The organism is Psychrobacter sp. TAE2020 (assembly GCF_018919485.1).
Lineage (GTDB): Bacteria > Pseudomonadota > Gammaproteobacteria > Pseudomonadales > Moraxellaceae > Psychrobacter.
Genome location: NZ_JAHLMU010000001.1, coordinates 1323684 through 1345098 on the forward strand (window position 1 = coordinate 1323684; position 21415 = coordinate 1345098).

Genomic DNA, 21415 nt, shown 5'->3' on the forward strand with positions numbered 1-21415 from the left:
AGAATAGAGAGCTGACGATGACCTACTCTCACATGGCCGGAGCCACACTACCATTGGCGCAATGATGTTTCACTTCTGAGTTCGAGAAGGGATCAGGTGGGGCCATCATGCTATTGTCGTCAGCAAAGGGGTTAGATATGAGTCTGTTGTTGTTTTTATTGACTGCAAGTATAAACTTTTAGTCGACCAACTTATAACCTAACTGAATCAAGGTTAAAGGTGATATCGAAATATATATATTCTATAAGCTTACGCTTATACAAGATAGATTAATTAGAGCGGTTCATACAAACCACTTGGGTGTTGTATGGTCAAGCCAAACGAGCAATTAGTACAGGTTAGCTACATGCATCGCTGCACTTCCACACCCTGCCTATCAACGTCGTAGTCTTCAACGGCTCTTTAGGGAAATCTTATCTTGAGGTGGGCTTCCCGCTTAGATGCTTTCAGCGGTTATCCCATCCGAACGTAGCTACCGGGCAATGCCACTGGCGTGACAACCCGAACACCAGAGGTTCGTCCACTCTGGTCCTCTCGTACTAGGAGCAGATCCTCTCAAATTTCCAACGCCCACGGTAGATAGGGACCGAACTGTCTCACGACGTTCTAAACCCAGCTCGCGTACCTCTTTAAATGGCGAACAGCCATACCCTTAGGACCTGCTTCAGCCCTAGGATGAGATGAGCCGACATCGAGGTGCCAAACACCGCCGTCGATATGAACTCTTGGGCGGTATCAGCCTGTTATCCCCAGAGTACCTTTTATCCGTTGAGCGATGGCCCTTCCATACAGAACCACCGGATCACTAAGACCTACTTTCGTACCTGCTCGACTTGTGGGTCTCGCAGTTAAGCGCGCTTTTGCCTTTATACTCTACGACCGATTTCCGACCGGTCTGAGCGCACCTTCGTACTCCTCCGTTACTCTTTAGGAGGAGACCGCCCCAGTCAAACTACCCACCATACATTGTCCTCGGTACTGTTATACCTGAGTTAGAACCCCGACATGACCAGGGTGGTATTTCAAGATTGGCTCCACAAACACTAGCGTGTCTGCTTCAAAGCCTCCCACCTATCCTGCACAAGTCAGGTCAAAGTTCAATGTAAAGCTGTAGTAAAGGTTCACGGGGTCTTTCCGTCTAGCCGCGGGTACACAGCATCTTCACTGCGATTTCGATTTCACTGAGTCTCTGCTGGAGACAGCGCTGCCATCATTATGCCATTCGTGCAGGTCGGAACTTACCCGACAAGGAATTTCGCTACCTTAGGACCGTTATAGTTACGGCCGCCGTTTACTGGGGCTTCGATCAAGAGCTTCGCTTACGCTAACCCCATCAATTAACCTTCCAGCACCGGGCAGGCATCACACCCTATACGTCCACTTTCGTGTTTGCAGAGTGCTGTGTTTTTAATAAACAGTTGCAGCAGCCTGGTATCTGCGACTGTCGAAAGCTCAAGGAGCATGTCCTATCACCATCAACAGCGTACCTTCTCCCGAAGTTACGGTACCATTTTGCCTAGTTCCTTCAGCAGAGTTCTCTCAAGCGCCTTGGTATTCTCTACCTGATCACCTGTGTCGGTTTAGGGTACGATTCGTTTATAACTATTGCTTAGAAGCTTTTCCTGGAAGCATGGTATTTGCCACTTCACTGTACAAGTACAGCTTGCTATCAGATCTCAGCCATATTACAGTCCGGATTTGCCTAAACTGTAAGCCTACATCCTTTCACCTGGACAACCAACGCCAGGCTGACATAACCTTCTCCGTCCCTCCATCGCATTATAAACAAGTATCAGAATATTAACTGATTTCCCATCGACTACGCCTTTCGGCCTCGCCTTAGGGGTCGACTCACCCAGCCCCGATTAACGTTGGACTGGAACCCTTGATCTTCCGGCGTGCGAGCTTTTCACTCGCATTATCGTTACTCACGTCAGCATTCGCTCTTGTGATACCTCCAGCATGCCTTACGACACACCTTCACAGGCTTACACAACGCTCCCCTACCACTTGAAAACAAATTCAAATCCGCAGCTTCGGCTCCTAGTTTGAGCCCCGTTACATCTTCCGCGCAGGCCGACTCGACTAGTGAGCTATTACGCTTTCTTTAAAGGATGGCTGCTTCTAAGCCAACCTCCTAGCTGTCTATGCCTTCCCACCTCGTTTCCCACTTAACTAGGAATTTGGGGCCTTAGCTGGCGGTCTGGGTTGTTTCCCTCTCCACAATGGACGTTAGCACCCACTGTGTGTCTCCCGGATATCACTCATCGGTATTCGGAGTTTGCATCGGTTTGGTAAGTCGGTATGACCCCCTAGCCGAAACAGTGCTCTACCCCCAATGGTGTTCGTCCGAGGCGCTACCTAAATAGCTTTCGGGGAGAACCAGCTATCACCGAGTTTGATTAGCCTTTCACCCCTATCCACAAGTCATCCCCTAGCTTTTCAACGATAGTGGGTTCGGTCCTCCGGTGCCTGTTACGGCACTTTCAACCTGCTCATGGATAGATCACTCGGTTTCGGGTCTATGCCCTGCAACTATTCGCCCTATTAAGACTCGGTTTCCCTACGGCTCCCCTAAATGGTTAACCTCGCTACAGAACATAAGTCGCTGACCCATTATACAAAAGGTACGCAGTCACCCCAATAAATTGAGGCTCCTACTGCTTGTACGCACACGGTTTCAGGTTCTATTTCACTCCCCTCACAGGGGTTCTTTTCGCCTTTCCCTCACGGTACTGGTTCACTATCGGTCAGTCAGGAGTATTTAGCCTTGGAGGATGGTCCCCCCATCTTCAGACAGGATTTCTCGTGTCCCGCCCTACTTAATATGTTAATACTAGAATTTAAAATACAGGACTATCACCTACTACGGTCAGCTTTCCCACGCTGTTCTTCTATTCTAGTACTAATCGGCTTCTCCCCGTTCGCTCGCCGCTACTTGGGGAATCTCATTTGATGTCTTTTCCTAAGGGTACTGAGATGTTTCACTTCCCCTCGTTCGCCTCTCGTACAAGTACGAGATACCTAGCTTATGCTAAGTGGGTTTCCCCATTCAGAAATCTCCGGATCACAGGATATTGCCGCCTCCCCGAAGCTTATCGCAGGCTGTCACGTCTTTCATCGCCTCTGACTGCCAAGGCATCCACCATGTGCGCTTCATTACTTGACCATACAACCCCAAGTAGTCTTATCCTATAAATAAGATTTGACTTCAAAGTGTCATACGCTCTAATTATGATAACGATATCACCTAATTTTATACGCTTGATTCAGTTCTCTTATTACTTTTTGATAATCAATTCCTGGGATAACAACTGATGTCGTTAAGGAATCGATTATCAAGGTTAAAAAGTGCGCGTGAACACGCCCTTTCTAACCCAGACTCATATCTATGTTTTTAAATAGTTTCTATGCTCTCATCGAGTCACAGATTCTGTATAAAACAGAAGTAAATAATCAGTGACGATCACTTAATTCTGTTTACTTATTAGCATCTAAAGCCTACAAACCGTTTATAGTGGTGGAGCCAAACGGAGTCGAACCGTTGACCTCCTGCGTGCAAGGCAGGCGCTCTACCAACTGAGCTATGGCCCCATATAAAATGGTGGGTCTAAGTGGACTTGAACCACTGACCCCCGCGTTATCAACACGGTGCTCTAACCAGCTGAGCTACAGACCCAATTACGCTTGTAATAAACGTAAGCTTAAACTAAAGAACAACTTGTTGTGAATTCTTGTCAACCGAATGTCATCTATAAGGAGGTGATCCAGCCGCAGGTTCCCCTACGGCTACCTTGTTACGACTTCACCCCAGTCATCAACCACACCGTGGTGAACGCTCCCCCGAAGGTTAAGCTATCCACTTCTGGTGCAATCAACTCCCATGGTGTGACGGGCGGTGTGTACAAGGCCCGGGAACGTATTCACCGCGGCATTCTGATCCGCGATTACTAGCGATTCCTACTTCATGGAGTCGAGTTGCAGACTCCAATCTGGACTACGATAGGCTTTTTGAGATTCGCATCACATCGCTGTGTAGCTGCCCTCTGTACCTACCATTGTAGCACGTGTGTAGCCCTGGTCGTAAGGGCCATGATGACTTGACGTCGTCCCCGCCTTCCTCCAGTTTGTCACTGGCAGTATCCTTAGAGTTCCCGGCTTAACCCGCTGGTAACTAAGGACAAGGGTTGCGCTCGTTGCGGGACTTAACCCAACATCTCACGACACGAGCTGACGACAGCCATGCAGCACCTGTATTCTAATTCCCGAAGGCACTCCCGCATCTCTGCAGGATTCTAGATATGTCAAGACCAGGTAAGGTTCTTCGCGTTGCATCGAATTAAACCACATGCTCCACCGCTTGTGCGGGCCCCCGTCAATTCATTTGAGTTTTAACCTTGCGGCCGTACTCCCCAGGCGGTCTACTTATTGCGTTAGCTGCGTCACTAAGTCCTCAAGGGACCCAACGACTAGTAGACATCGTTTACGGCGTGGACTACCAGGGTATCTAATCCTGTTTGCTACCCACGCTTTCGAGCCTCAGTGTCAGTATTATGCCAGAAGGCTGCCTTCGCCATCGGTATTCCTCCAGATCTCTACGCATTTCACCGCTACACCTGGAATTCTACCTTCCTCTCACATACTCTAGCTCAACAGTATCAGATGCAGTTCCCAGGTTAAGCCCGGGGATTTCACATCTGACTTATCGAGCCACCTACGCTCCCTTTACGCCCAGTAATTCCGATTAACGCTTGCACCCTCTGTATTACCGCGGCTGCTGGCACAGAGTTAGCCGGTGCTTATTCTGCAGCTAATGTCATCGTCCGTGGGTATTAACCACGGAGTCTTCTTCACTGCTTAAAGTGCTTTACAACCAAAAGGCCTTCTTCACACACGCGGCATGGCTGGATCAGGGTTTCCCCCATTGTCCAATATTCCCCACTGCTGCCTCCCGTAGGAGTCCGGGCCGTGTCTCAGTCCCGGTGTGGCTGATCATCCTCTCAGACCAGCTACAGATCGTCGCCATGGTAGGCCTTTACCCCACCATCTAGCTAATCCGACTTAGGCTCATCTAATAGCGAGAGCAGTAAACTGCCCCCTTTCTCCCGTAGGTCGTATGCGGTATTAATACGAGTTTCCCCGTGCTATCCCCCACTACTAGGTAGATTCCTAAGTATTACTCACCCGTCCGCCGCTCGTCAGCGAGAAGCAAGCTTCTCCTGTTACCGCTCGACTTGCATGTGTTAAGCCTGCCGCCAGCGTTCAATCTGAGCCATGATCAAACTCTTCAGTTTAATCTTGCTATGAAGCTCTTTAAAGAAGCTCCTAAACTTGGCTCATCTAATCTGGCAATTACGCTCTTCGTATGTTTTCATTTAAATGAATTAACTTTGAGTTTTCTTGCTGTCTTAAATGATAATTTTTATAGTTAATAATCTTCCCGAAAAGAAAAGATAGTCAACTTTATTTTTTAACATTCTGAATCAACAAAAATCCACACAAGTTGTTCTTTAGTTATGCTTTTAAATAGTATCGCTCTGCTGTCGTCCAGTAGAGGATTATTACACTAAAAAAGAAAAGATAGTCAACTTTATTTTTTAACATTCTGAATCAACAAAAATCCACACAAGTTGTTCTTTAGTTATGCTTTTAAATAGTATCGCTCTGCTGTCGTCCAGTAGAGGATTATTACACTAATCAATCAAAGACATTTGCTTATCTTGTTTAGCGAGCTGACTATCATATCATGTTTATATAGTCTGTCAACCCTTTATTCTAATTCGTTTCAGTAGATTTACGCGCTAATTATTAAGTGACTGATCACTTCCTAATTGCTACCGCTTGTCTTGCTGAGGTGCGTATTATAGACGCTTTAATCTGGGTGTCAAGAAGTTATTTAGCTAACTTTACTCCAAGCGGTAAACCACTCCCATAAAGCCGCTCTTCCGTTCCGACTGGGACGCATTATACTAGTTTTTATTCAGTGGTCAAGGGCTTTGTCTAAACTGTTTTTATTATAAGCTTAAAGTTCACTATTGCTAATCAATCTTCTCATCCATATATTAATCACTAGTCATTTAACCTTTATGCACCTCTTAACATCCTAACCTTAGAACTAAAAAAGCCGCTTATTAATAAGCGGCTTTAAAGTCTATACAATGGCTACTATCGTTAACTGCTAGCTTTAGCTTTCATAGTACTAACGATACCTGATAGCGCATAGATAATACCTATAGCTAAAATACCAACGGGTATGTCGTAGATCACAATACTCAGTACTAATACTGCAATAATCAGAGCCACAAAAGGGACTTTCTTTTTATCAAACTCTTTAAAGCTATAGTATTTAACATTACTGACCATTAGCAGACCACAGATTACTATCCAAGCGGCGAATGCAGCCATGATTAAATTATCTTGCTGGCCAATCCACTGGTTGTGATCGATAGCAACCATCACTGCCGCAGTAACTAAGATAGCGGCAAGCGGACTGGCTAAACCAACAAAATACTTTTTATCGACTATGCCAACTTGGACGTTAAAGCGCGCCAAGCGGAAGGCGCCACAAGCCGTAAACACAAAAGCACAACCTATACCAATTCGACCTAACGGCTCTAAAGCAAAGCTATAAACCAAAATTGCAGGGGCAACGCCAAAAGCCAACATATCTGCTAGTGAGTCATACTGCTCACCAAACGGGCTTTGCGCATTAAGCATCCGCGCCACTCTACCATCGGCACCATCAAGGATCGCCGATAGAAATATCGCTAAAGCAGCCGGATAAAAATCACCTCTAGTACTGGCTAAAATAGAGAAAAAACCGGACAGTAGCGATAAAGTGGTAATAAGATTGGGAGCTAAGTAAACACCCCTACTCACTACTGGCTTTCCTTCAGCGACTTCAGTCTCAATAACCTCAAAGGTCAGACCATCATAATTATCGTTATCTGCTAAGCGTATATTGAACTCATGCTCATTAATGAAAGGCGGCTGAGTGGCCACGCTATCACTAATATTATTTCGAGTGTCATGGGGTGATTGCTCAGTGCTCATAACCGTATCCTTATTTGCCTATTCGCCGACTAACCAGCGCACATTAGTAGCACTATCTGGTGACAAGTTAGGCGCGTCAGCAACTTTTAGTATCGGCTGTAAGAAACGCAAGATTTCACGAGCGTGATTATCGAACTGCCAAGGTGGATTGATAATAAGCATACCAGTGCCGTTAAGACCAACAGCAATATCGTTAGGATAGATATTAAGCTCACAAATCAGCTGACGTCTCATCTCGGTACGTTTTAGCTTCTTATAAAACAGCTCAACAGCATCAATGTTCTTGATCGGAAACCATAAAGCATAAGTGCCTTGTGGCCATTTGTTATAAGCGGTTACTAATAAGTCGATAAGACGAGTAAAGTCTTTGTGTTCTTGCTCATACGGTGGATCTAATAGAACTAAGCCACGCTTTTCTTTTGGTGGAATGACTGCTGTGATACCTTCAAAAGCATCACGATGTTGAATACCAATCGGTAATCTATGTAGCTGATAGTTTAGTGCATCATACTCGCTAGCTTTGGCTTCAAAGGCTTCACCGCGTACACCAGCATCTGGATTGGTTTCAATATGATGGCCAATCCACCACGGTGATCCCGGACAGACTTTAGTATCGTAAGTAAAACGAGCTTGCTTAACCCCTTCTACATACTGTTTAACAGCAGCAGGAGCTTTTTCAGTATCAGCATTCACTAGAGCTTGAATACCACCTTTGGCTTCACCCGTTTTGCGTGCTTCTTCACTGCCAAGCGAATACAGTCCACGACCGCCATAAGCGTCTAACACATAAAAAGGCTTATTCTTTTGCCCTAATTGATTGAGCAATTGTATTAATAAAATGTGTTTGACCACATCGGCAAAGTTACCAGCGTGGTAGGCGTGTTTATAGTTCATAAGTTCAAAAGTTTAAATAAGAAAAATTGCATCTATGGTAGCATAGGATGGCTAAAAGATAACGCTGGTTTTGGTAAATAGGCGTGATTGAGCATCGATTGATGCCTCTAGAGATAAATAAAGGTCTAACAAGGGTAATAATGAGCGTAATTGCCAGTAATCTAACTACTAAGTTAACTAGTAATTTAAATAATATAGACGCAAATCTTATAGAGCTAGCTATTGATCATCCGATAGGTGCTGATAATCCACCTTTACTTACTCCTAGCCCTAACTCCAATAGCAAGCTCATTGCTGATGCCAATTCAGCTATTAATCTCAATAACCCTACCCAGCAAGGACTACAAAGCTCTGACTTTTTAGTCGATTGGCAAAACAATCTTAACGATAGCCATCTTGATCAGTTAGTGAATAACGGTTGGATAGTTATTGATAAGGTTTTCGCTGATAAAGCGCTACTGGCTCTACAATCCGAGAGTGGTTTTGTCGATTATCGTCAAGCCCAGCTTACTGCTGGTATTCGCCTCAGTGATATTCGTGGTGATAAGATTCGCTGGATCACTGAAAACTTCTTTGCTGGATTTTATTATCTACAAAGTATTAACCAGCTAGCTACTGTTTTGAACCGTAGCTTATTCGCCGGTATTCGCCATAGCGAAGCACATTATGCTTGCTACCCTAGCGGTTTTGGCTATCAATGGCATAGAGATAATCCTGCTAATCGCAATGAGCGTGTTATATCAGCAGTGTTTTATCTCAATGATGACTGGCAACCCAAAGACGGTGGTGCCTTAGAAATAGTGGACAAGCATGGAATTCATCATCAGGTATTGCCCGTTGCCAATAGTTTGGTAGTTTTTGATAGCGACTTACGTCATCAAGTACAAATCGCTCATCGCCAACGTTACTCTATCGCGACTTGGATGCGCCGTGACGGCTTAGTACCGTTTATTGAAGAAGGCAGTTTGTAAATGCTGGACTGAGCACAGCCTACCAATTATTCATAGAGTGAGCTATGCACCCAGACTACACGAATTAAACGGGGTCATTTAGAGTATATCAACACTTTCATTTAAAAATAAAAGGTTCGACATGTCTAATACTAACAAGCAAGCAGTAACCCATCAACAAGCCACTGTTGATCTTAGCATCACCTTGCTAGAACGTCCTTCAGTTACCCCTGATGATGATGGTTGCCAAGATATTTTATCAGAGCGTCTTACCCAGGCAGGTTTTGACTGCGAATTTATGTATTTTGGTGATAGAGATAAAACTGGCGAGCATGCCGAAGTCAAGAATTTATGGGCGCGGCGTGGCACTACAGATCCGGTGATTTGCTTCGCTGGTCATACCGATGTCGTGCCAACAGGCGATGAAAATAATTGGACTTATCCGCCATTTACCCCAACCTTAGCTGATGGCTACTTATGGGCACGTGGTGCTGCTGATATGAAAACTGGTATTGCTGCTTTTACGGTAGCCGCCGAACGTTTTGTCGCCAATCATCCTCAGCATAACGGCTCAATTGCCTTTTTAATCACTTCCGATGAAGAAGGTCCTTCTATCAACGGCACCGTTAAAGTCATAGAAGCTTTAGAGGCGCGTCAAGAGAAAATCACTTATTGCTTAGTCGGTGAGCCCTCTAGTACTGAGACTCTCGGTGATATTATCAAAAACGGTCGTCGTGGCTCTCTAGGGGCAGTATTAACTGTAACTGGCAAGCAAGGTCACGTGGCTTATCCCCATTTAGCCTGTAATCCTATCCATGCCGCCTTACCAGCATTAGCGCAATTAACCGCAGCGACTTGGGACGCTGGTAATGAGTATTTCCCTGCAACTTCCCTGCAAATCTCTAATATCAATAGTGGCACTGGGGCTACTAATGTCATTCCTGAAACTTTAGAGATGGTATTTAACTTTCGCTTCTCTACTGAAACGACTGAAGATGAGTTAAAAGCTAAGACTCATGCGATATTTGATGAGCACTTCGCAGATAGTAAGGCTGAATACGCAATCAATTGGAAGCTATCTGGTCAGCCTTTTTTAACTCCTGAAGGTAAGCTAGTATCGGCTTGCCAGCAAGCGATTAAATCAGTAACAGGCACTGACACTACCCTCTCCACTTCTGGTGGTACCTCCGACGGTCGCTTTATTGCGCCAACCGGAGCGCAAGTGGTGGAGTTAGGGGTGCGTAATGCCACTATCCATCAAGTCGATGAAAAAGTTGAGATTGATGATTTGGGTAAGCTTGCCCAGATTTATGAAGGAATTTTGAAAGGATTGCTATTAGATAGATAAACCATTCTTTAGTTTCTAGTTTAGTCGATGTTAAAACTACTGTAAAACAAACTGAGCGCTGATGGTTTGTTTTACAGTTTCATCTCAACCTTCCCACCCATTAATGATGTCTTTCATCTCTATACCTATCTATACCTCCCTCTAAGCCATTGACAACTAAATTTTTGGATAGGCCATTAATACTGGAATGGCTAAATATTGCTGTCGAGTTAAAAACAATAACGATAATGATTATTGTTATTATTATTACAAATGTTTGGTTATAATTAGTAATAGCTAAATTTTAGCTCTACTTTTTTTAATGGCCGTTTAGTCTATCAAAACACTAAAGCCCCAAGCGCTAGTAATGATCGTCAAGAGACCGCTAATGCTATTAGCCTCTGGCTCACTGACAGTTGGCAAGTCACTGACCCTTTAACTCTAAATCTTGCCTTGCGTTACGAGCGTATTGATACTGAAAAGATAAGAGGGGTTAACACTGATAAGCAGGCACTTATAAGCAATACTCAGTCTATCTTGTTGCCGAGTTTGTCCGGTAACTATCAGCTTAATGATAAGCTGCAGCTTATAGCTGGAGTACACAAAGGCTTCAGTCCATTGGGCGCAGGGGTATCTGAAAATGATGCTAATGAGCCTGAAGTCAGTATCAACTATGAGCTTGGCACTCGCTATATTGAGGGTAATAACTATCTAGAAGCCGTTGGGTTCTATAGTGACTTTGATTCCGTCCTAAAAAACTGTTCTGAGAACTCGCCTTGTGATTCGCGAACCTCGGGTACTGAAAAAGAGAGTGGCTCAGCAGTAATTGCTGGTTTAGAGCTATCGGCAGGCACGAGCTTTGAGAGGTCCGGCTATAGCATTCCACTCAATGCCACTTTTACCCATACTCAAGCAGAGCTGAGCGAGGATTATAAAAGCACCTTGGATGGTGATCGCCTGACTTTAGTACCCAAAAATCAAGCTAGCTTACGCGCAGGTATTGAGCTGGATTCAGGCTGGGATACCTACTTGACTGCAAAATACACTAGTGGCATCTGTGAGTCGGTAGGCTGCGAGCGTACTAATAAGCCTCGTAGCGAAACTGAGTCACTACTCACTTTTGATGCTATCACTCACTTCCCTATAGGTTATGACACTAAAATATTCGGTAAATTTGAAAACATCGCTGATAAACAAGCCATCGTCAGCCGCAACCCTTATAGTGCACGTCCTAATTTGCCACGCACTTTTACTTTAGGCTTCAATAAAACCTTTTAATGGCTATTAATAATAAGTTTTTTATGAAAAAGCCGCGACTAAAATAATAGTTGCGGCTTTTTTATGCTTAGACACTTTTGCTATTACAGCCAGTCTGCTGCATCAGTCAAGTTGATGGTTAGATGAACAAATAAGCTTCACAATAGCTGTAGTTAAGCTTTGCAGATAATCAGTAAAGATTACTTCTACTGGGGTTAATAAACTTATTCAACACCAATATAAAGATCAACTTGACCATATTCTAAGTTACCATCAATATAACGCTCAAAATCAACGTTAAAAGATCGGGTATGCTCACAGCTTGAGCTATTAAAATACTCAGAAACCTTCTCCCAAGCATTCATTATGGTATTAGGCATATAGCCTTCTTCAGAGAACAGCAAATACTTGCCCGCAGGAATAGTTACTGCTACTTTAGTACCATTATAAGCCTTAGTCTCAGTATCCGACTCTTCGCTCTCACCTTCTTGACTACCTAATTCCCAACCAGCTACGACATCAAAAGCACCGATTTCATCATCGCTCTCGTAGTCGTGGTAAATACCATAGATATCGGCATTATCTATCAAAAGGCCAGCTTGATCTTGATAAAACTTTTGCCATAATCGACCTAATTTTGCCGTTTCATGGCTGATTTCAGCGATGTTGGTAGTACGAATGCTGATACCTTTACAAGCCAACGCTGTGGTTAACTCTTTAATTTGTGGAGTCATGGTGTTGCCTATCCTGTTTTTTTGTTTAGAGTAGTGCTTATTGTGAAAAAATAATTAGAGCTCAGCAAAAATAGTAAAAAGATAACTAATCAGCTTCATCAATCCAGTTCATTTGAATAGACTCTAAGATGCCTTCATTTGATTTATTAGGATCATCATCAAAACCTTCAAGCTCAGTTATCCAGCGATGCAAATCGGTAAAGCGCACATACTGTGGATCAGTCTCAGGGAACTTTTCATAGAGTTCGATGGCGATATCTAAGCTGTCTGTCCATTTTAATTTTTGCGGGGTCATAATAGCTCCTTACAGGTTAGTAGCTTTGGTAGAAATAGCTTAATAGCAATAGGGTGAAATTGATAGGCACCATCCTAACAAAATTCAGCGTCTGCTGTATAGATAAGCTTAGCATCTAGCCGAGAGAAGAGTATCTTGTCCCATATAAAAGTCATTATAAACAACTGTAGTTCATTGACCTTGCAAGTCTGACAAAGCAGCTGTGAGTATTAACGACTTTTAGGTAACGCCTTGACCGCTACTTGGTGGGTATTCCACGACTTAATCACCTCAGTAAGCTGCTCCCCTAACATATCTAAGACACTAGGAGCACATTTACCTTGCTTGTTCATTAGCACAAACTTTGTCATACCTACTGCCATCAGCTGATTTTTTACTAGGAAACGATGTTCAAAGTAAACGTATTTGCTATCCCAGCCTGCCAGCATACTGTTTACCATCATTTTATCTAAGAACTTAATCTCTTTTAGGTAAATCACCTCTTGCATGGCGATGATCCATTGCAGACGCTCAGTGTCTTTTTGATGACAACAAGCCAGCAGCCAACGAGTGATATTGAGCTCAATAAAAGACAAATAGCGATAATTGGGCAGATGATTACGAAAGCCCATATCTTGTGGCAAGACTCGATAGCTGCGTACTACTGGTGCAGTCAGAGTTTCAATGCTTAGTTTTTCAGTAGTAGCTTGCTGCCTTAATTGCTGCTTAAGTAAGCTGGTCATAATAAAAAAACGCAGTAACATATTCATAAGTAATATTCTTATTAACTAGTATAAGGGGTGCTAAAAAAGTATCACTGTATTTAGGGTCTTAGGCATGTAAGGCTAACAGCATTTAAAGTTAATCCTATTTATAAGTAAAAAGCAGTCATAGCCAAGAGCAGTTAACGCAAAAAAGCCACCGCAGTGACTTCCTTGTTAAGCATTCTTGTTAAGCATTGATGCCTTTTAAAAAACACTTACTGACTTATAGATAAAATCAGTGACCTGCGCCATTGATACTACGCACCATCTCTTCGACCATTTTCTTCGCATCACCAAAGATCATCATCGTTTTGTCCATATAGAATAGACTGTTATCTAAGCCAGCGTAACCCGTATTCATAGAACGCTTAATCACCATAACCGTTTGCGCTTTAGTGACTTCCAATATCGGCATACCAAAGATCGGTGAACTAGGATCTTCTTTAGCAGAAGGGTTCACTACATCATTAGCACCGATTACTAGTACTACATCAGTGCCAGCGAAGTCAGAGTTTATCTCATCCATCTCAATGATATCATCATACGGCACGTCAGCTTCAGCAAGCAAAACGTTCATATGGCCAGGCATACGACCAGCTACTGGGTGAATAGCAAAACGTACTCTAACCCCTTCAGCTTTTAGTAACTCATACAATTCTTTTACAGCGTTTTGTGCCCGCCCTTGCGCCATACCATAACCTGGAACAATAATGACATCGCTAGAGTTGGCCATCAAGAAGCCAGCATCTTCTGCTGAGCCTGATTTATAGTTTTTAGGAGCTCCGTCATCGCTCCCCGCTGCTACCGCTGTCGTACCCATTCCACCAAACAATACGTTCAGTAGTGAACGGTTCATAGCCTTACACATAATGTAGGACAAGATAGCACCCGATGAGCCCACTAGCGAGCCGGCAATAATCAACATTGAGTTGCCTAAAGTAAAGCCAATTCCTGCTGCTGCCCACCCTGAGAATGAGTTCAATAGCGACACTACCACTGGCATATCACCACCACCGATAGGCGCAATCCACATCCAACCGAACACTATGGCCAATACGGTCATCGCATAAAACGCTGGTAGTGAATCAGTAATGAAATAGACCGCCCCAAAACCAACCATAGCGATAAATAATAACGCTTGTACTGGCTTAACCCAGCCGCCAACTAGCGTTTTGGCCCAGCTCTTAGCGGCCAATTTACCGAAAGCAAAGAACGAGGCAGAAAAAGTAATCGCCCCGATAAAGCAGCCGATAAATAGCTCTAAACGGGTAATAGTGCTATAAGCTTCCTCGGTATGTAACACAGTCGCTAAAGCAATAGCTACAGCGGCAAGACCGACGAACGAATGCATCAAAGCCACCGTTTCTGGCATCTGAGTCATAGCAACGGTTCTAGCTTTCCATAAGCCGACTAGCGCGCCCAATACCATTGCACCAACGATCATCCATACTATAGGCCCTTCTGCTAAGAAGAAAGTAGTCACCACAGCGATAGCCATGGCTACCATACCTAAGCGATTACCACGAATAGCAGTCTTAGGACTGGACAAACCCCGTAAAGTTAAGACAAATAATATAGCCCCAACTAAATAAAACCAATCGGCATTAGCAGCAATCATAGTGGTTAAATTACTCATACTTTGCCCCCTTTGTTAGTAGCGTCATAGGCGATAGCTGGTGCTTTTTTGGCTTTAGGTTTGAACATCGATAGCATACGTTCAGTTACTGCAAAACCACCGAAGATATTGACACTCGCTAAAAATACTGCAAAAGCACCAAGCAAGCTAGTAGCGGTAAATGCACTTCCCTCAATAGTTACGGTCTGTAGCATGGCACCTACTATCACAATACTAGAGAGCGCGTTGGTCACGGCCATTAGCGGTGTGTGTAGCGCTGGGGTCACGCCCCAAACCACGTAATAGCCGACAAATATAGCCAACACAAATATGGTAAAAATCGCAACGAAAGGGGTACTACCTATAACTTCACCAGCGGTTGCTGCTACTAAAACAGTCGCAATCATCTTATCCTCCTAAATTCATTCATTACTAATCATATAAAGTGAGCCCGAGTAAAACTAGCGTTTTGCTAGACGTACTTGACCGTCATGAGTCACCGCTAATGCGCCTTGAATTTCATCTGACATGTTTAGATTTAGCGTCAATTCATTAGTTACGGAACCCTCTTCTACTGCAGCTATAAGCGTAGTAATAAAGTTAACTAGATTATTAGCGTACAGATCTGAAGATTGTGCCGCTAGCATAGAGGGGATGTTGTCCGCACCAACGATGCGCACGCCATTATCAGTAGTAATCGTTTCATCAGCGACACTGCCTTCGACATTGCCACCCGTGCCAGCTGCCATATCGATCAATACTGAGCCAGCTTTCATTTTGGCGATGGTTGCTTGATGTATTAGTCGCGGTGCTTGTCTGCCAGGGATTTGCGCGGTGGTAATGACAATGTCAGCCGCGCTAACCGCTTTATCTACTACCGCGGCTTGATCTTTAATATACTGCTCAGAGGGTGTCCACGCATAACCGCCCGTTGCTTTGGCTTTTTGTGCCTCGTCTTCGCTCATAGGTACGTCTAACCACTTACCACCGAGCGACTCAACTTGCTCTTTTGCAGCAGGTCGCAAATCGCTGGCTTCAACTACTGCGCCCAAACGCTTAGCAGTCGCAATCGCTTGCAGACCGGCGACGCCTACGCCTAAGATTATTAGCTTGGCAGGCTTGACCGTACCTGCTGAAGTCATAAACATGGGAAACGGTCGTGCATATTCGTTAGCCGCTAGCAATACCGCCTTATAACCAGCGAGGTTGGCCTGTGACGACAGCACATCCATGTTTTGCGCTCGTGACAAAGTACGCGGTAGTAACTCCATGGCGAAAGTCGTTACGCCTTGTGTCGCATAGCTATCAAGATTGGTATTACGATACGGATCAAGCATTCCCACTACGATTTGACCCGCTGTCAATTGCTCAATCAAAGTTGCTGGCAAGTCGTGAACGCTAGTAAGAATACGAGCCTCAGTAGCAGTCTCTTCAGCAGTAGCTGCGATACTAGCGCCAGCTGCTTGATACATAGCATCATCGTAATAAGCACCAAGACCAGCGCCCGATTGAACTATTACTTCAAAGCCAATTTTAATTAGCTTTTTGACAGCATCTGGGGTGATCGCTACCCGACTCTCATAGGCACTATCTGCACTAACTACACCGATTTTCATATCGTCTCCTTACGACTATTGACTGCCTACATAATATCTTAGTTAATGAAGTCTTGATTAAAGACTTATTTCTAAAAGCTTACTAATTAAATTTGCACTACTATCCGTTTTATAGGATAAAAAGCTATAAGTAAAGTACTATAGATTTAATAAATACTTATTGTCATCTCATCATCGCTTTTTATTATAGAGAACTTATCTATCACTATTCATTTACTATCAATGACTCGCAAGTAAATAAAAAGTTAGGGGTCTGCTGCATTTGTATAACTTTTATTGTTATATTCGAATATTTTATTTTCGTATGCCTGTCACCAACCTGTATTGATAGTTATAAACATCGACTTTACCACCTCTTGTATATGCTAGGTTTTGGTAAGGGAGATGCAGTCGCTAAGGGCTTTGTGCTATGGTAGTCACAGTGTATTAATAAACTATAACGACTATAATTACTGTAAGGAATAAAGATGTACTTTTTGCTTTCTCCTGCAAAATCTCTTAATGAGACCGATGCTGTGCCGCTAAATCTTGGCCACTACTACAGTCAACCAGCACTTATCGATGACTCAGCCCAGCTAATAAAAACTTTGAAAGCGAAAGACCCGATAGATTTGCAAGAATTAATGAGCATCTCATCTGAGCTGGCAACCCTAAATGCTGAGCGCAATCAAGCTTGGCACCTACCATTTACAGCTGATAATGCTAAACCTGCAAGCTATCTATTCGATGGTGATGTCTATACAGGTCTTGATAGCTATAGCATGGATAAAGACACTATTCTATATTTAAATGAGCATTTAGGAATTCTGTCAGGACTTTATGGTCTGCTAAAACCACTAGATTTGATGCAGCCATATCGGCTAGAGATGGGCACTAAGCTTAAAAATGAGCGCGGTGATAATCTATATGAGTATTGGGGTGAGCAGATTACCAAGGCTATCAATGAGCGCATGGCAAATAGTGACGATAAAATATTGATCAACTTGGCATCCAATGAATACTTTAAAGCGGTTAAGAAAAAGGCACTAGAGGCTACTATAATTACCCCAAGATTTGAAGATGAGAAGAACGGGACGTATAAAGTAATTAGCTTTTATGCCAAAAAAGCACGTGGGCTAATGGTGAAGTATGCCGCTGATAACAAGTTGACTAATGCAGAGCAGCTAAAGAAGTTTGATTTGGCGGGCTATTATTATGTAGAAGAAGCTTCTGATGATAAAACGTGGGTGTTTAGACGGGATGCGCTGGATCAATAGCGTATTTCTTTGAATCTTTAATGGCTATAAAATTTAGTCTGCCCTCCTTAAATACGAACACAAAAAAACCCCAATAAGCCAAAGCCTATCGGGGTTTTCTTTTACAGCAATGTTATAAAGCTTTAGCAGCTATATAACATTAGGGTTTAAAAACAGTTTACATCATGCCGCCCATACCACCCATACCGCCCATTCCACCACCGCCCATGCCAGCCATAGCGTCACCGCTTTCTGGTAGGTCAGTGATCATCACTTCGGTAGTTAGCATTAGACCTGCGATTGAAGCAGCATTCTCTAGTGCTGAACGAGCAACTTTAGCGGGATCAATAATACCCATTTCTAGCATATCGCCATATTCACCAGAAGCAGCGTTGTAACCATAGTTACCGCTACCGTTTTTCACTTCGTTAACTACTACTGAAGCTTCTTCACCTGAGTTAGTTACGATTTGACGTAATGGAGATTCCATTGCACGACGTAAGATATTGATACCAGCATCTTGGTCATCGTTATCGCCTTTTAGCTCAGCTAGTGCATTCATCGCACGAATTAGCGCCACACCACCACCAGGGACAACACCTTCTTCAACTGCTGCACGAGTAGCATGTAGGGCATCGTCAACGCGATCTTTTTTCTCTTTCATTTCAGTTTCAGTAGCAGCGCCAACTTTGATAACGGCAACGCCGCCAGCCAGTTTAGCCATACGCTCTTGAAGCTTTTCTTTATCGTAGTCAGAGGTTGATTCTTCAACTTGACGACGGATAGAGTCTACACGCTCATCAATAGCCGTTTTCTCACCAGCGCCATCAACGATAACGGTGTTTTCTTTACCGATAGTGACTTTTTTAGCCGTACCCAATTGCTCAAGGGTAGCAGTCTCTAAGCTTAGGCCAATCTCTTCAGAGATAACCGTACCGCCAGTCAAAGTAGCGATGTCTTGTAGCATAGCTTTACGACGATCACCAAAACCTGGTGCTTTTACCGCACAAGTTTTTAAGCCGCCACGCATGTTGTTCACTACTAGAGTTGCCAATGCTTCGTTTTCAACATCTTCTGCGATGATTAGCAAAGGTTTGCTTTGCTGCATTACTTGCTCAAGTAATGGCACGATTTCGCGGATATTGCTGATTTTTTTATCAACTAGCAAGATATAAGGATTTTCAAACTCAGCGGTCAAGCTGTCTTGCTTGTTAGCGAAGTACGGGCTGATATAACCACGGTCAAACTGCATACCTTCAACAACTTCTAAGGTATCTTCAAAGCTTGAGCCTTCTTCAACAGTGATAACGCCTTGCTTACCGACTTTTTGCATCGCTTGCGAAATCAATTCACCGATTTTGGTGTCTGAGTTAGCAGAGATAGAACCAACTTGAGCTATGGCTTTTTCGTCGTCAGCTGGAGTAGATAGCAAATGGATTTGCTCTACAGCAGCACGTACCGCTTTATCGATACCACGTTTAAGATCCATTGGGTTCATGCCAGCAGCTACTGACTTCATGCCTTCTTGCAAGATTGACTGAGCCAATACCGTTGCAGTAGTAGTACCATCACCAGCGACATCGTTAGTACGGCTAGCAACTTCACGAACCAATTGAGCACCCATGTTTTCGAATTTGTTTTCTAGCTCGATTTCTTTGGCTACAGATACGCCATCTTTAGTGATGGTTGGTGCGCCAAATGACTTATCGATAACGACGTTACGACCTTTAGGGCCTAAAGTAACTTTTACAGCGTTTGCTAGAACGTTTACACCGTCCATCATTTGTTTACGGGCATCTATGCCGAATTTTACGTCTTTTGACATGTTAAATTGCTCCAATTATTTATAATTTTTGAGAGTTTGCGAAACCGTAACCTTGTATCTTAGGTTATTAAGGGTTATTAAGCTTCTAGAACGCCCAATACATCAGATTCTTTCATGATAAGTAATTCTTCGCCGTCAACTTTAACTGTCTGACCAGCATATTGACCGAATAGTACTTTATCACCAACTTTTACATCTAGCGCACGAGTGTCGCCATTATCACGGATTTGTCCGTTACCAGTCGCTAACACTTCACCTTGTGACGGCTTTTCTTGTGCTGAACCTGGTAAAAGAATGCCACCAGCTGTTTTTGTTTCTTCTTCTATGCGGCGGACGACAATACGATCATGTAAAGGACGGATATTCATCGATCTGACTCCAATAGGTTATTTGAGTTAAAAGTTATTTCATTTAGCGTTCTCAATATCGCTACTTCCTAAACCATTATTGTGACTATTAGTATTTAGAAGATAACTATTGAGCTTGTACCAAAAAGTGGGGGCATCGTTAAACAGCTTCAAGTGCAAAGCCCAAAAATTTACAAGAATATTATGCAATATTATTCATGGTGACTGGCTAATAATGTAAAAAAACACCAAGCAAATATTAAAAATCGTAACAGCTAAAGTTAGAGCCTGTGATTAGAATTATTAGAATTATTAGAATAGTTATTAGATTCAAAACCGTAGCTTTATTTACAGGCTGTTACTGATACTAGAGACTTAAGCTTTATTAGTAATATAAAATACAGCATTTAAACATCTCCCACTGCTACTACCCTTGAAAATGTAACAGGATATGACCATTATAACTGTTGACCTATTAAGCTCAGTCCATGAAACAATAGCTAAAGAACTCCAAGGTGTGCTGCCCACTCTATAATAAATACTGGCTATGTTTGCATTAATTTAACAATACTCTCCTGCTGCAAGCAAATGAGCTTTATTTTTTGCGCTGACTATAAATTAATTAAGGAATTCTATGAACGTTTTTTATGCTATAAATAAAGGTTCTACTCCAACAAAATCTAGCAATAAGCTGTTATCTGCTCTTACTATGGGTGCAAGCATTGCGGCTATCGGAGCATTAAGTATGACTGCCCCTACTATTGCAAGCGCAAAAACCATTCAACCTTCTAGCGCTAACTATGATTTTACCGTTGAAGATAAATACAAAGGTACGGCTACTCGCACCTTAAACAAAACAGGCAATGTCTGGAAATACGATGTCAATGCTCGGGTTGCTGGTGTCGCTAGTGCCTCTCAAAAAAGCACCTTTGTTATCAATGGCAACAGTGTAGCACCGACACAAGCAAGTACTACTTACAAGCTATTCGGAGTTGGTCGAACTCATAACCTCAGCTTTAATGCGGGTAAAAAGCAAGTTGCTAGTAGTTATAAAGGTAAAACTATTAACCTGAGTATGGCCCAGCAAGCTTTTGATGACCTGAGCTTAGAAGTTCAGATTCGCCAAGACCTATTGAATGGTACATTCTCTGGTAACTACTATATGGCCAAAAAAGATAAAATAGAAAAAACCCCGTTTAAAAATTCTGGCAAAGCTAAGATTACTGTTCCCGCTGGTACTTACGATACGGTACGTATAGACCGTATCCACGATGATAATAGTCGCTCAACCAGCTTTTGGCTAGCACCAAGCTTAGACTATCTACCAGTGAAAGTTAGCCAAGTAAATGAAGGTAAAAAAATGGATCTAGAGCTAACCAAAATCAACTAAGCTGCTAGTTATAGTTTATCTTATCAATGCCTTGGTCGATAAATCGCTTATTAGTTAAAACTTAGTTAAAACCAATAAAAAGCTGCCCTTTAGATTTAGAGGGCAGCTTTTTTATTGAGTAAAATATAGACCAA

14 protein-coding genes, 2 tRNA genes, 3 rRNA genes and 1 pseudogene are annotated in these 21415 nt (G+C 43.1%); 5 read left to right on the forward strand and 15 right to left on the reverse strand.

Annotation, left to right across the window (positions count from 1 at the left end):
• Positions 1-9: 9 nt before the first annotated feature.
• The 7 genes from rrf to KPY62_RS05280 all read right to left on the reverse strand — a co-directional run bounded on the left by rrf (position 10) and on the right by KPY62_RS05280 (position 7947).
• Positions 10-124 (reverse strand): 5S ribosomal RNA (rrf, locus tag KPY62_RS05250).
• A 183-nt stretch (positions 125-307) separates the two neighbouring features.
• Positions 308-3169: ribosomal RNA gene (locus KPY62_RS05255) — 23S ribosomal RNA — on the reverse strand.
• Between the two features lie 349 nt (positions 3170-3518).
• Positions 3519-3594: transfer RNA gene (locus tag KPY62_RS05260), tRNA-Ala, on the reverse strand.
• Positions 3595-3602: 8 nt separating this feature from the next.
• Positions 3603-3679, reverse strand: a tRNA-Ile gene (locus tag KPY62_RS05265).
• A gap of 76 nt (positions 3680-3755) precedes the next feature.
• Positions 3756-5294, reverse strand: a 16S ribosomal RNA gene (locus tag KPY62_RS05270).
• The 16S, 23S and 5S rRNA genes sit together here with 2 tRNA genes alongside, the layout of an rRNA operon.
• Before the next feature lie 877 nt (positions 5295-6171).
• Positions 6172-7053 (reverse strand): CDP-diacylglycerol--serine O-phosphatidyltransferase, encoded by an 882-nt coding sequence (gene pssA / locus KPY62_RS05275; protein ID WP_216581121.1) that lies wholly within the window; start codon positions 7051-7053, stop codon positions 6172-6174.
• An 18-nt stretch (positions 7054-7071) separates the two neighbouring features.
• The gene (locus KPY62_RS05280) at positions 7072-7947 is read right to left on the reverse strand and encodes a 23S rRNA (adenine(2030)-N(6))-methyltransferase RlmJ (protein ID WP_216581122.1); all 876 of its coding nucleotides are present in this window, start codon (positions 7945-7947) and stop codon (positions 7072-7074) included.
• 140 nt (positions 7948-8087) lie between these two features.
• Between KPY62_RS05280 and KPY62_RS05285 the strand changes: the two genes are divergently transcribed.
• From KPY62_RS05285 to KPY62_RS05295, 3 genes and pseudogenes are all read left to right on the forward strand, one after another.
• Positions 8088-8918, forward strand: a complete 831-nt coding sequence (locus KPY62_RS05285; RefSeq protein WP_216581123.1) for a 2OG-Fe(II) oxygenase — start codon at positions 8088-8090, stop codon at positions 8916-8918.
• Between the two features lie 121 nt (positions 8919-9039).
• Positions 9040-10245, forward strand: coding sequence for a succinyl-diaminopimelate desuccinylase (gene dapE / locus KPY62_RS05290; protein ID WP_216581124.1), 1206 nt, complete (start codon positions 9040-9042; stop codon positions 10243-10245).
• A gap of 327 nt (positions 10246-10572) precedes the next feature.
• Positions 10573-11502, forward strand: a pseudogene (locus KPY62_RS05295) (TonB-dependent receptor domain-containing protein); the annotation flags it as partial.
• Between the two features lie 203 nt (positions 11503-11705).
• Here the strand turns inward: KPY62_RS05295 and KPY62_RS05300 are convergent.
• From KPY62_RS05300 to KPY62_RS05325, 6 genes are all read right to left on the reverse strand, one after another.
• Complete coding sequence (locus KPY62_RS05300) at positions 11706-12215, reverse strand: GyrI-like domain-containing protein (protein ID WP_216581125.1); 510 nt, start codon at positions 12213-12215, stop codon at positions 11706-11708.
• Between the two features lie 85 nt (positions 12216-12300).
• Positions 12301-12510, reverse strand: coding sequence for a Fe-S cluster assembly protein IscX (gene iscX, locus KPY62_RS05305; protein ID WP_201623065.1), 210 nt, complete (start codon positions 12508-12510; stop codon positions 12301-12303).
• Positions 12511-12719: 209 nt separating this feature from the next.
• A complete protein-coding gene (locus tag KPY62_RS05310; RefSeq protein WP_216581126.1) occupies positions 12720-13259 on the reverse strand; it encodes a thioesterase family protein in 540 nt (179 codons plus the stop codon).
• A gap of 229 nt (positions 13260-13488) precedes the next feature.
• The gene (locus KPY62_RS05315; RefSeq protein ID WP_216583154.1) at positions 13489-14871 is read right to left on the reverse strand and encodes an NAD(P)(+) transhydrogenase (Re/Si-specific) subunit beta; all 1383 of its coding nucleotides are present in this window, start codon (positions 14869-14871) and stop codon (positions 13489-13491) included.
• A 14-nt stretch (positions 14872-14885) separates the two neighbouring features.
• Complete coding sequence (locus KPY62_RS05320) at positions 14886-15275, reverse strand: proton-translocating transhydrogenase family protein (protein WP_416384027.1); 390 nt, start codon at positions 15273-15275, stop codon at positions 14886-14888.
• A gap of 54 nt (positions 15276-15329) precedes the next feature.
• On the reverse strand, positions 15330-16484 hold the full coding sequence (locus KPY62_RS05325) for an NAD(P) transhydrogenase subunit alpha (protein WP_216581127.1): 1155 nt from the start codon (positions 16482-16484) through the stop codon (positions 15330-15332).
• 467 nt (positions 16485-16951) lie between these two features.
• Here KPY62_RS05325 and yaaA point away from each other — a divergent pair, with 467 nt between their 5' ends.
• Positions 16952-17740 (forward strand): peroxide stress protein YaaA, encoded by a 789-nt coding sequence (gene yaaA / locus KPY62_RS05330; RefSeq protein ID WP_216581128.1) that lies wholly within the window; start codon positions 16952-16954, stop codon positions 17738-17740.
• Positions 17741-17897: 157 nt separating this feature from the next.
• Here yaaA and groL read toward each other — a convergent pair whose 3' ends face one another.
• Both groL and KPY62_RS05340 read right to left on the reverse strand, forming a co-directional pair.
• The gene (gene groL, locus KPY62_RS05335; protein ID WP_216581129.1) at positions 17898-19544 is read right to left on the reverse strand and encodes a chaperonin GroEL; all 1647 of its coding nucleotides are present in this window, start codon (positions 19542-19544) and stop codon (positions 17898-17900) included.
• 77 nt (positions 19545-19621) lie between these two features.
• Positions 19622-19912, reverse strand: a complete 291-nt coding sequence (locus tag KPY62_RS05340) for a co-chaperone GroES (protein ID WP_201623060.1) — start codon at positions 19910-19912, stop codon at positions 19622-19624.
• A gap of 613 nt (positions 19913-20525) precedes the next feature.
• Between KPY62_RS05340 and KPY62_RS05345 the strand changes: the two genes are divergently transcribed.
• Positions 20526-21281, forward strand: coding sequence for a DUF3108 domain-containing protein (locus KPY62_RS05345; RefSeq protein ID WP_216581130.1), 756 nt, complete (start codon positions 20526-20528; stop codon positions 21279-21281).
• The last annotated feature ends 134 nt before the right edge of the window (positions 21282-21415 follow it).

Excerpts from the sequence above, each read along its gene's own strand:
- pssA (WP_216581121.1), bottom strand. The coding sequence starts at position 7,053 with ATGAGCACTGAGCAATCACCCCATGACACTCGAAATAATATTAGTGAT.
- KPY62_RS05280 (WP_216581122.1), bottom strand. The coding sequence starts at position 7,947 with ATGAACTATAAACACGCCTACCACGCTGGTAACTTTGCCGATGTGGTC.
- KPY62_RS05285 (WP_216581123.1), top strand. The coding sequence starts at position 8,088 with ATGAGCGTAATTGCCAGTAATCTAACTACTAAGTTAACTAGTAATTTA.
- dapE (WP_216581124.1), top strand. The coding sequence starts at position 9,040 with ATGTCTAATACTAACAAGCAAGCAGTAACCCATCAACAAGCCACTGTT.
- KPY62_RS05300 (WP_216581125.1), bottom strand. The coding sequence starts at position 12,215 with ATGACTCCACAAATTAAAGAGTTAACCACAGCGTTGGCTTGTAAAGGT.
- iscX (WP_201623065.1), bottom strand. The coding sequence starts at position 12,510 with ATGACCCCGCAAAAATTAAAATGGACAGACAGCTTAGATATCGCCATC.
- KPY62_RS05310 (WP_216581126.1), bottom strand. The coding sequence starts at position 13,259 with ATGAATATGTTACTGCGTTTTTTTATTATGACCAGCTTACTTAAGCAG.
- KPY62_RS05315 (WP_216583154.1), bottom strand. The coding sequence starts at position 14,871 with ATGATTGCTGCTAATGCCGATTGGTTTTATTTAGTTGGGGCTATATTA.
- KPY62_RS05320 (WP_416384027.1), bottom strand. The coding sequence starts at position 15,275 with ATGATTGCGACTGTTTTAGTAGCAGCAACCGCTGGTGAAGTTATAGGT.
- KPY62_RS05325 (WP_216581127.1), bottom strand. The coding sequence starts at position 16,484 with ATGAAAATCGGTGTAGTTAGTGCAGATAGTGCCTATGAGAGTCGGGTA.
- yaaA (WP_216581128.1), top strand. The coding sequence starts at position 16,952 with ATGTACTTTTTGCTTTCTCCTGCAAAATCTCTTAATGAGACCGATGCT.
- groL (WP_216581129.1), bottom strand. The coding sequence starts at position 19,544 with ATGTCAAAAGACGTAAAATTCGGCATAGATGCCCGTAAACAAATGATG.
- KPY62_RS05340 (WP_201623060.1), bottom strand. The coding sequence starts at position 19,912 with ATGAATATCCGTCCTTTACATGATCGTATTGTCGTCCGCCGCATAGAA.
- KPY62_RS05345 (WP_216581130.1), top strand. The coding sequence starts at position 20,526 with ATGAACGTTTTTTATGCTATAAATAAAGGTTCTACTCCAACAAAATCT.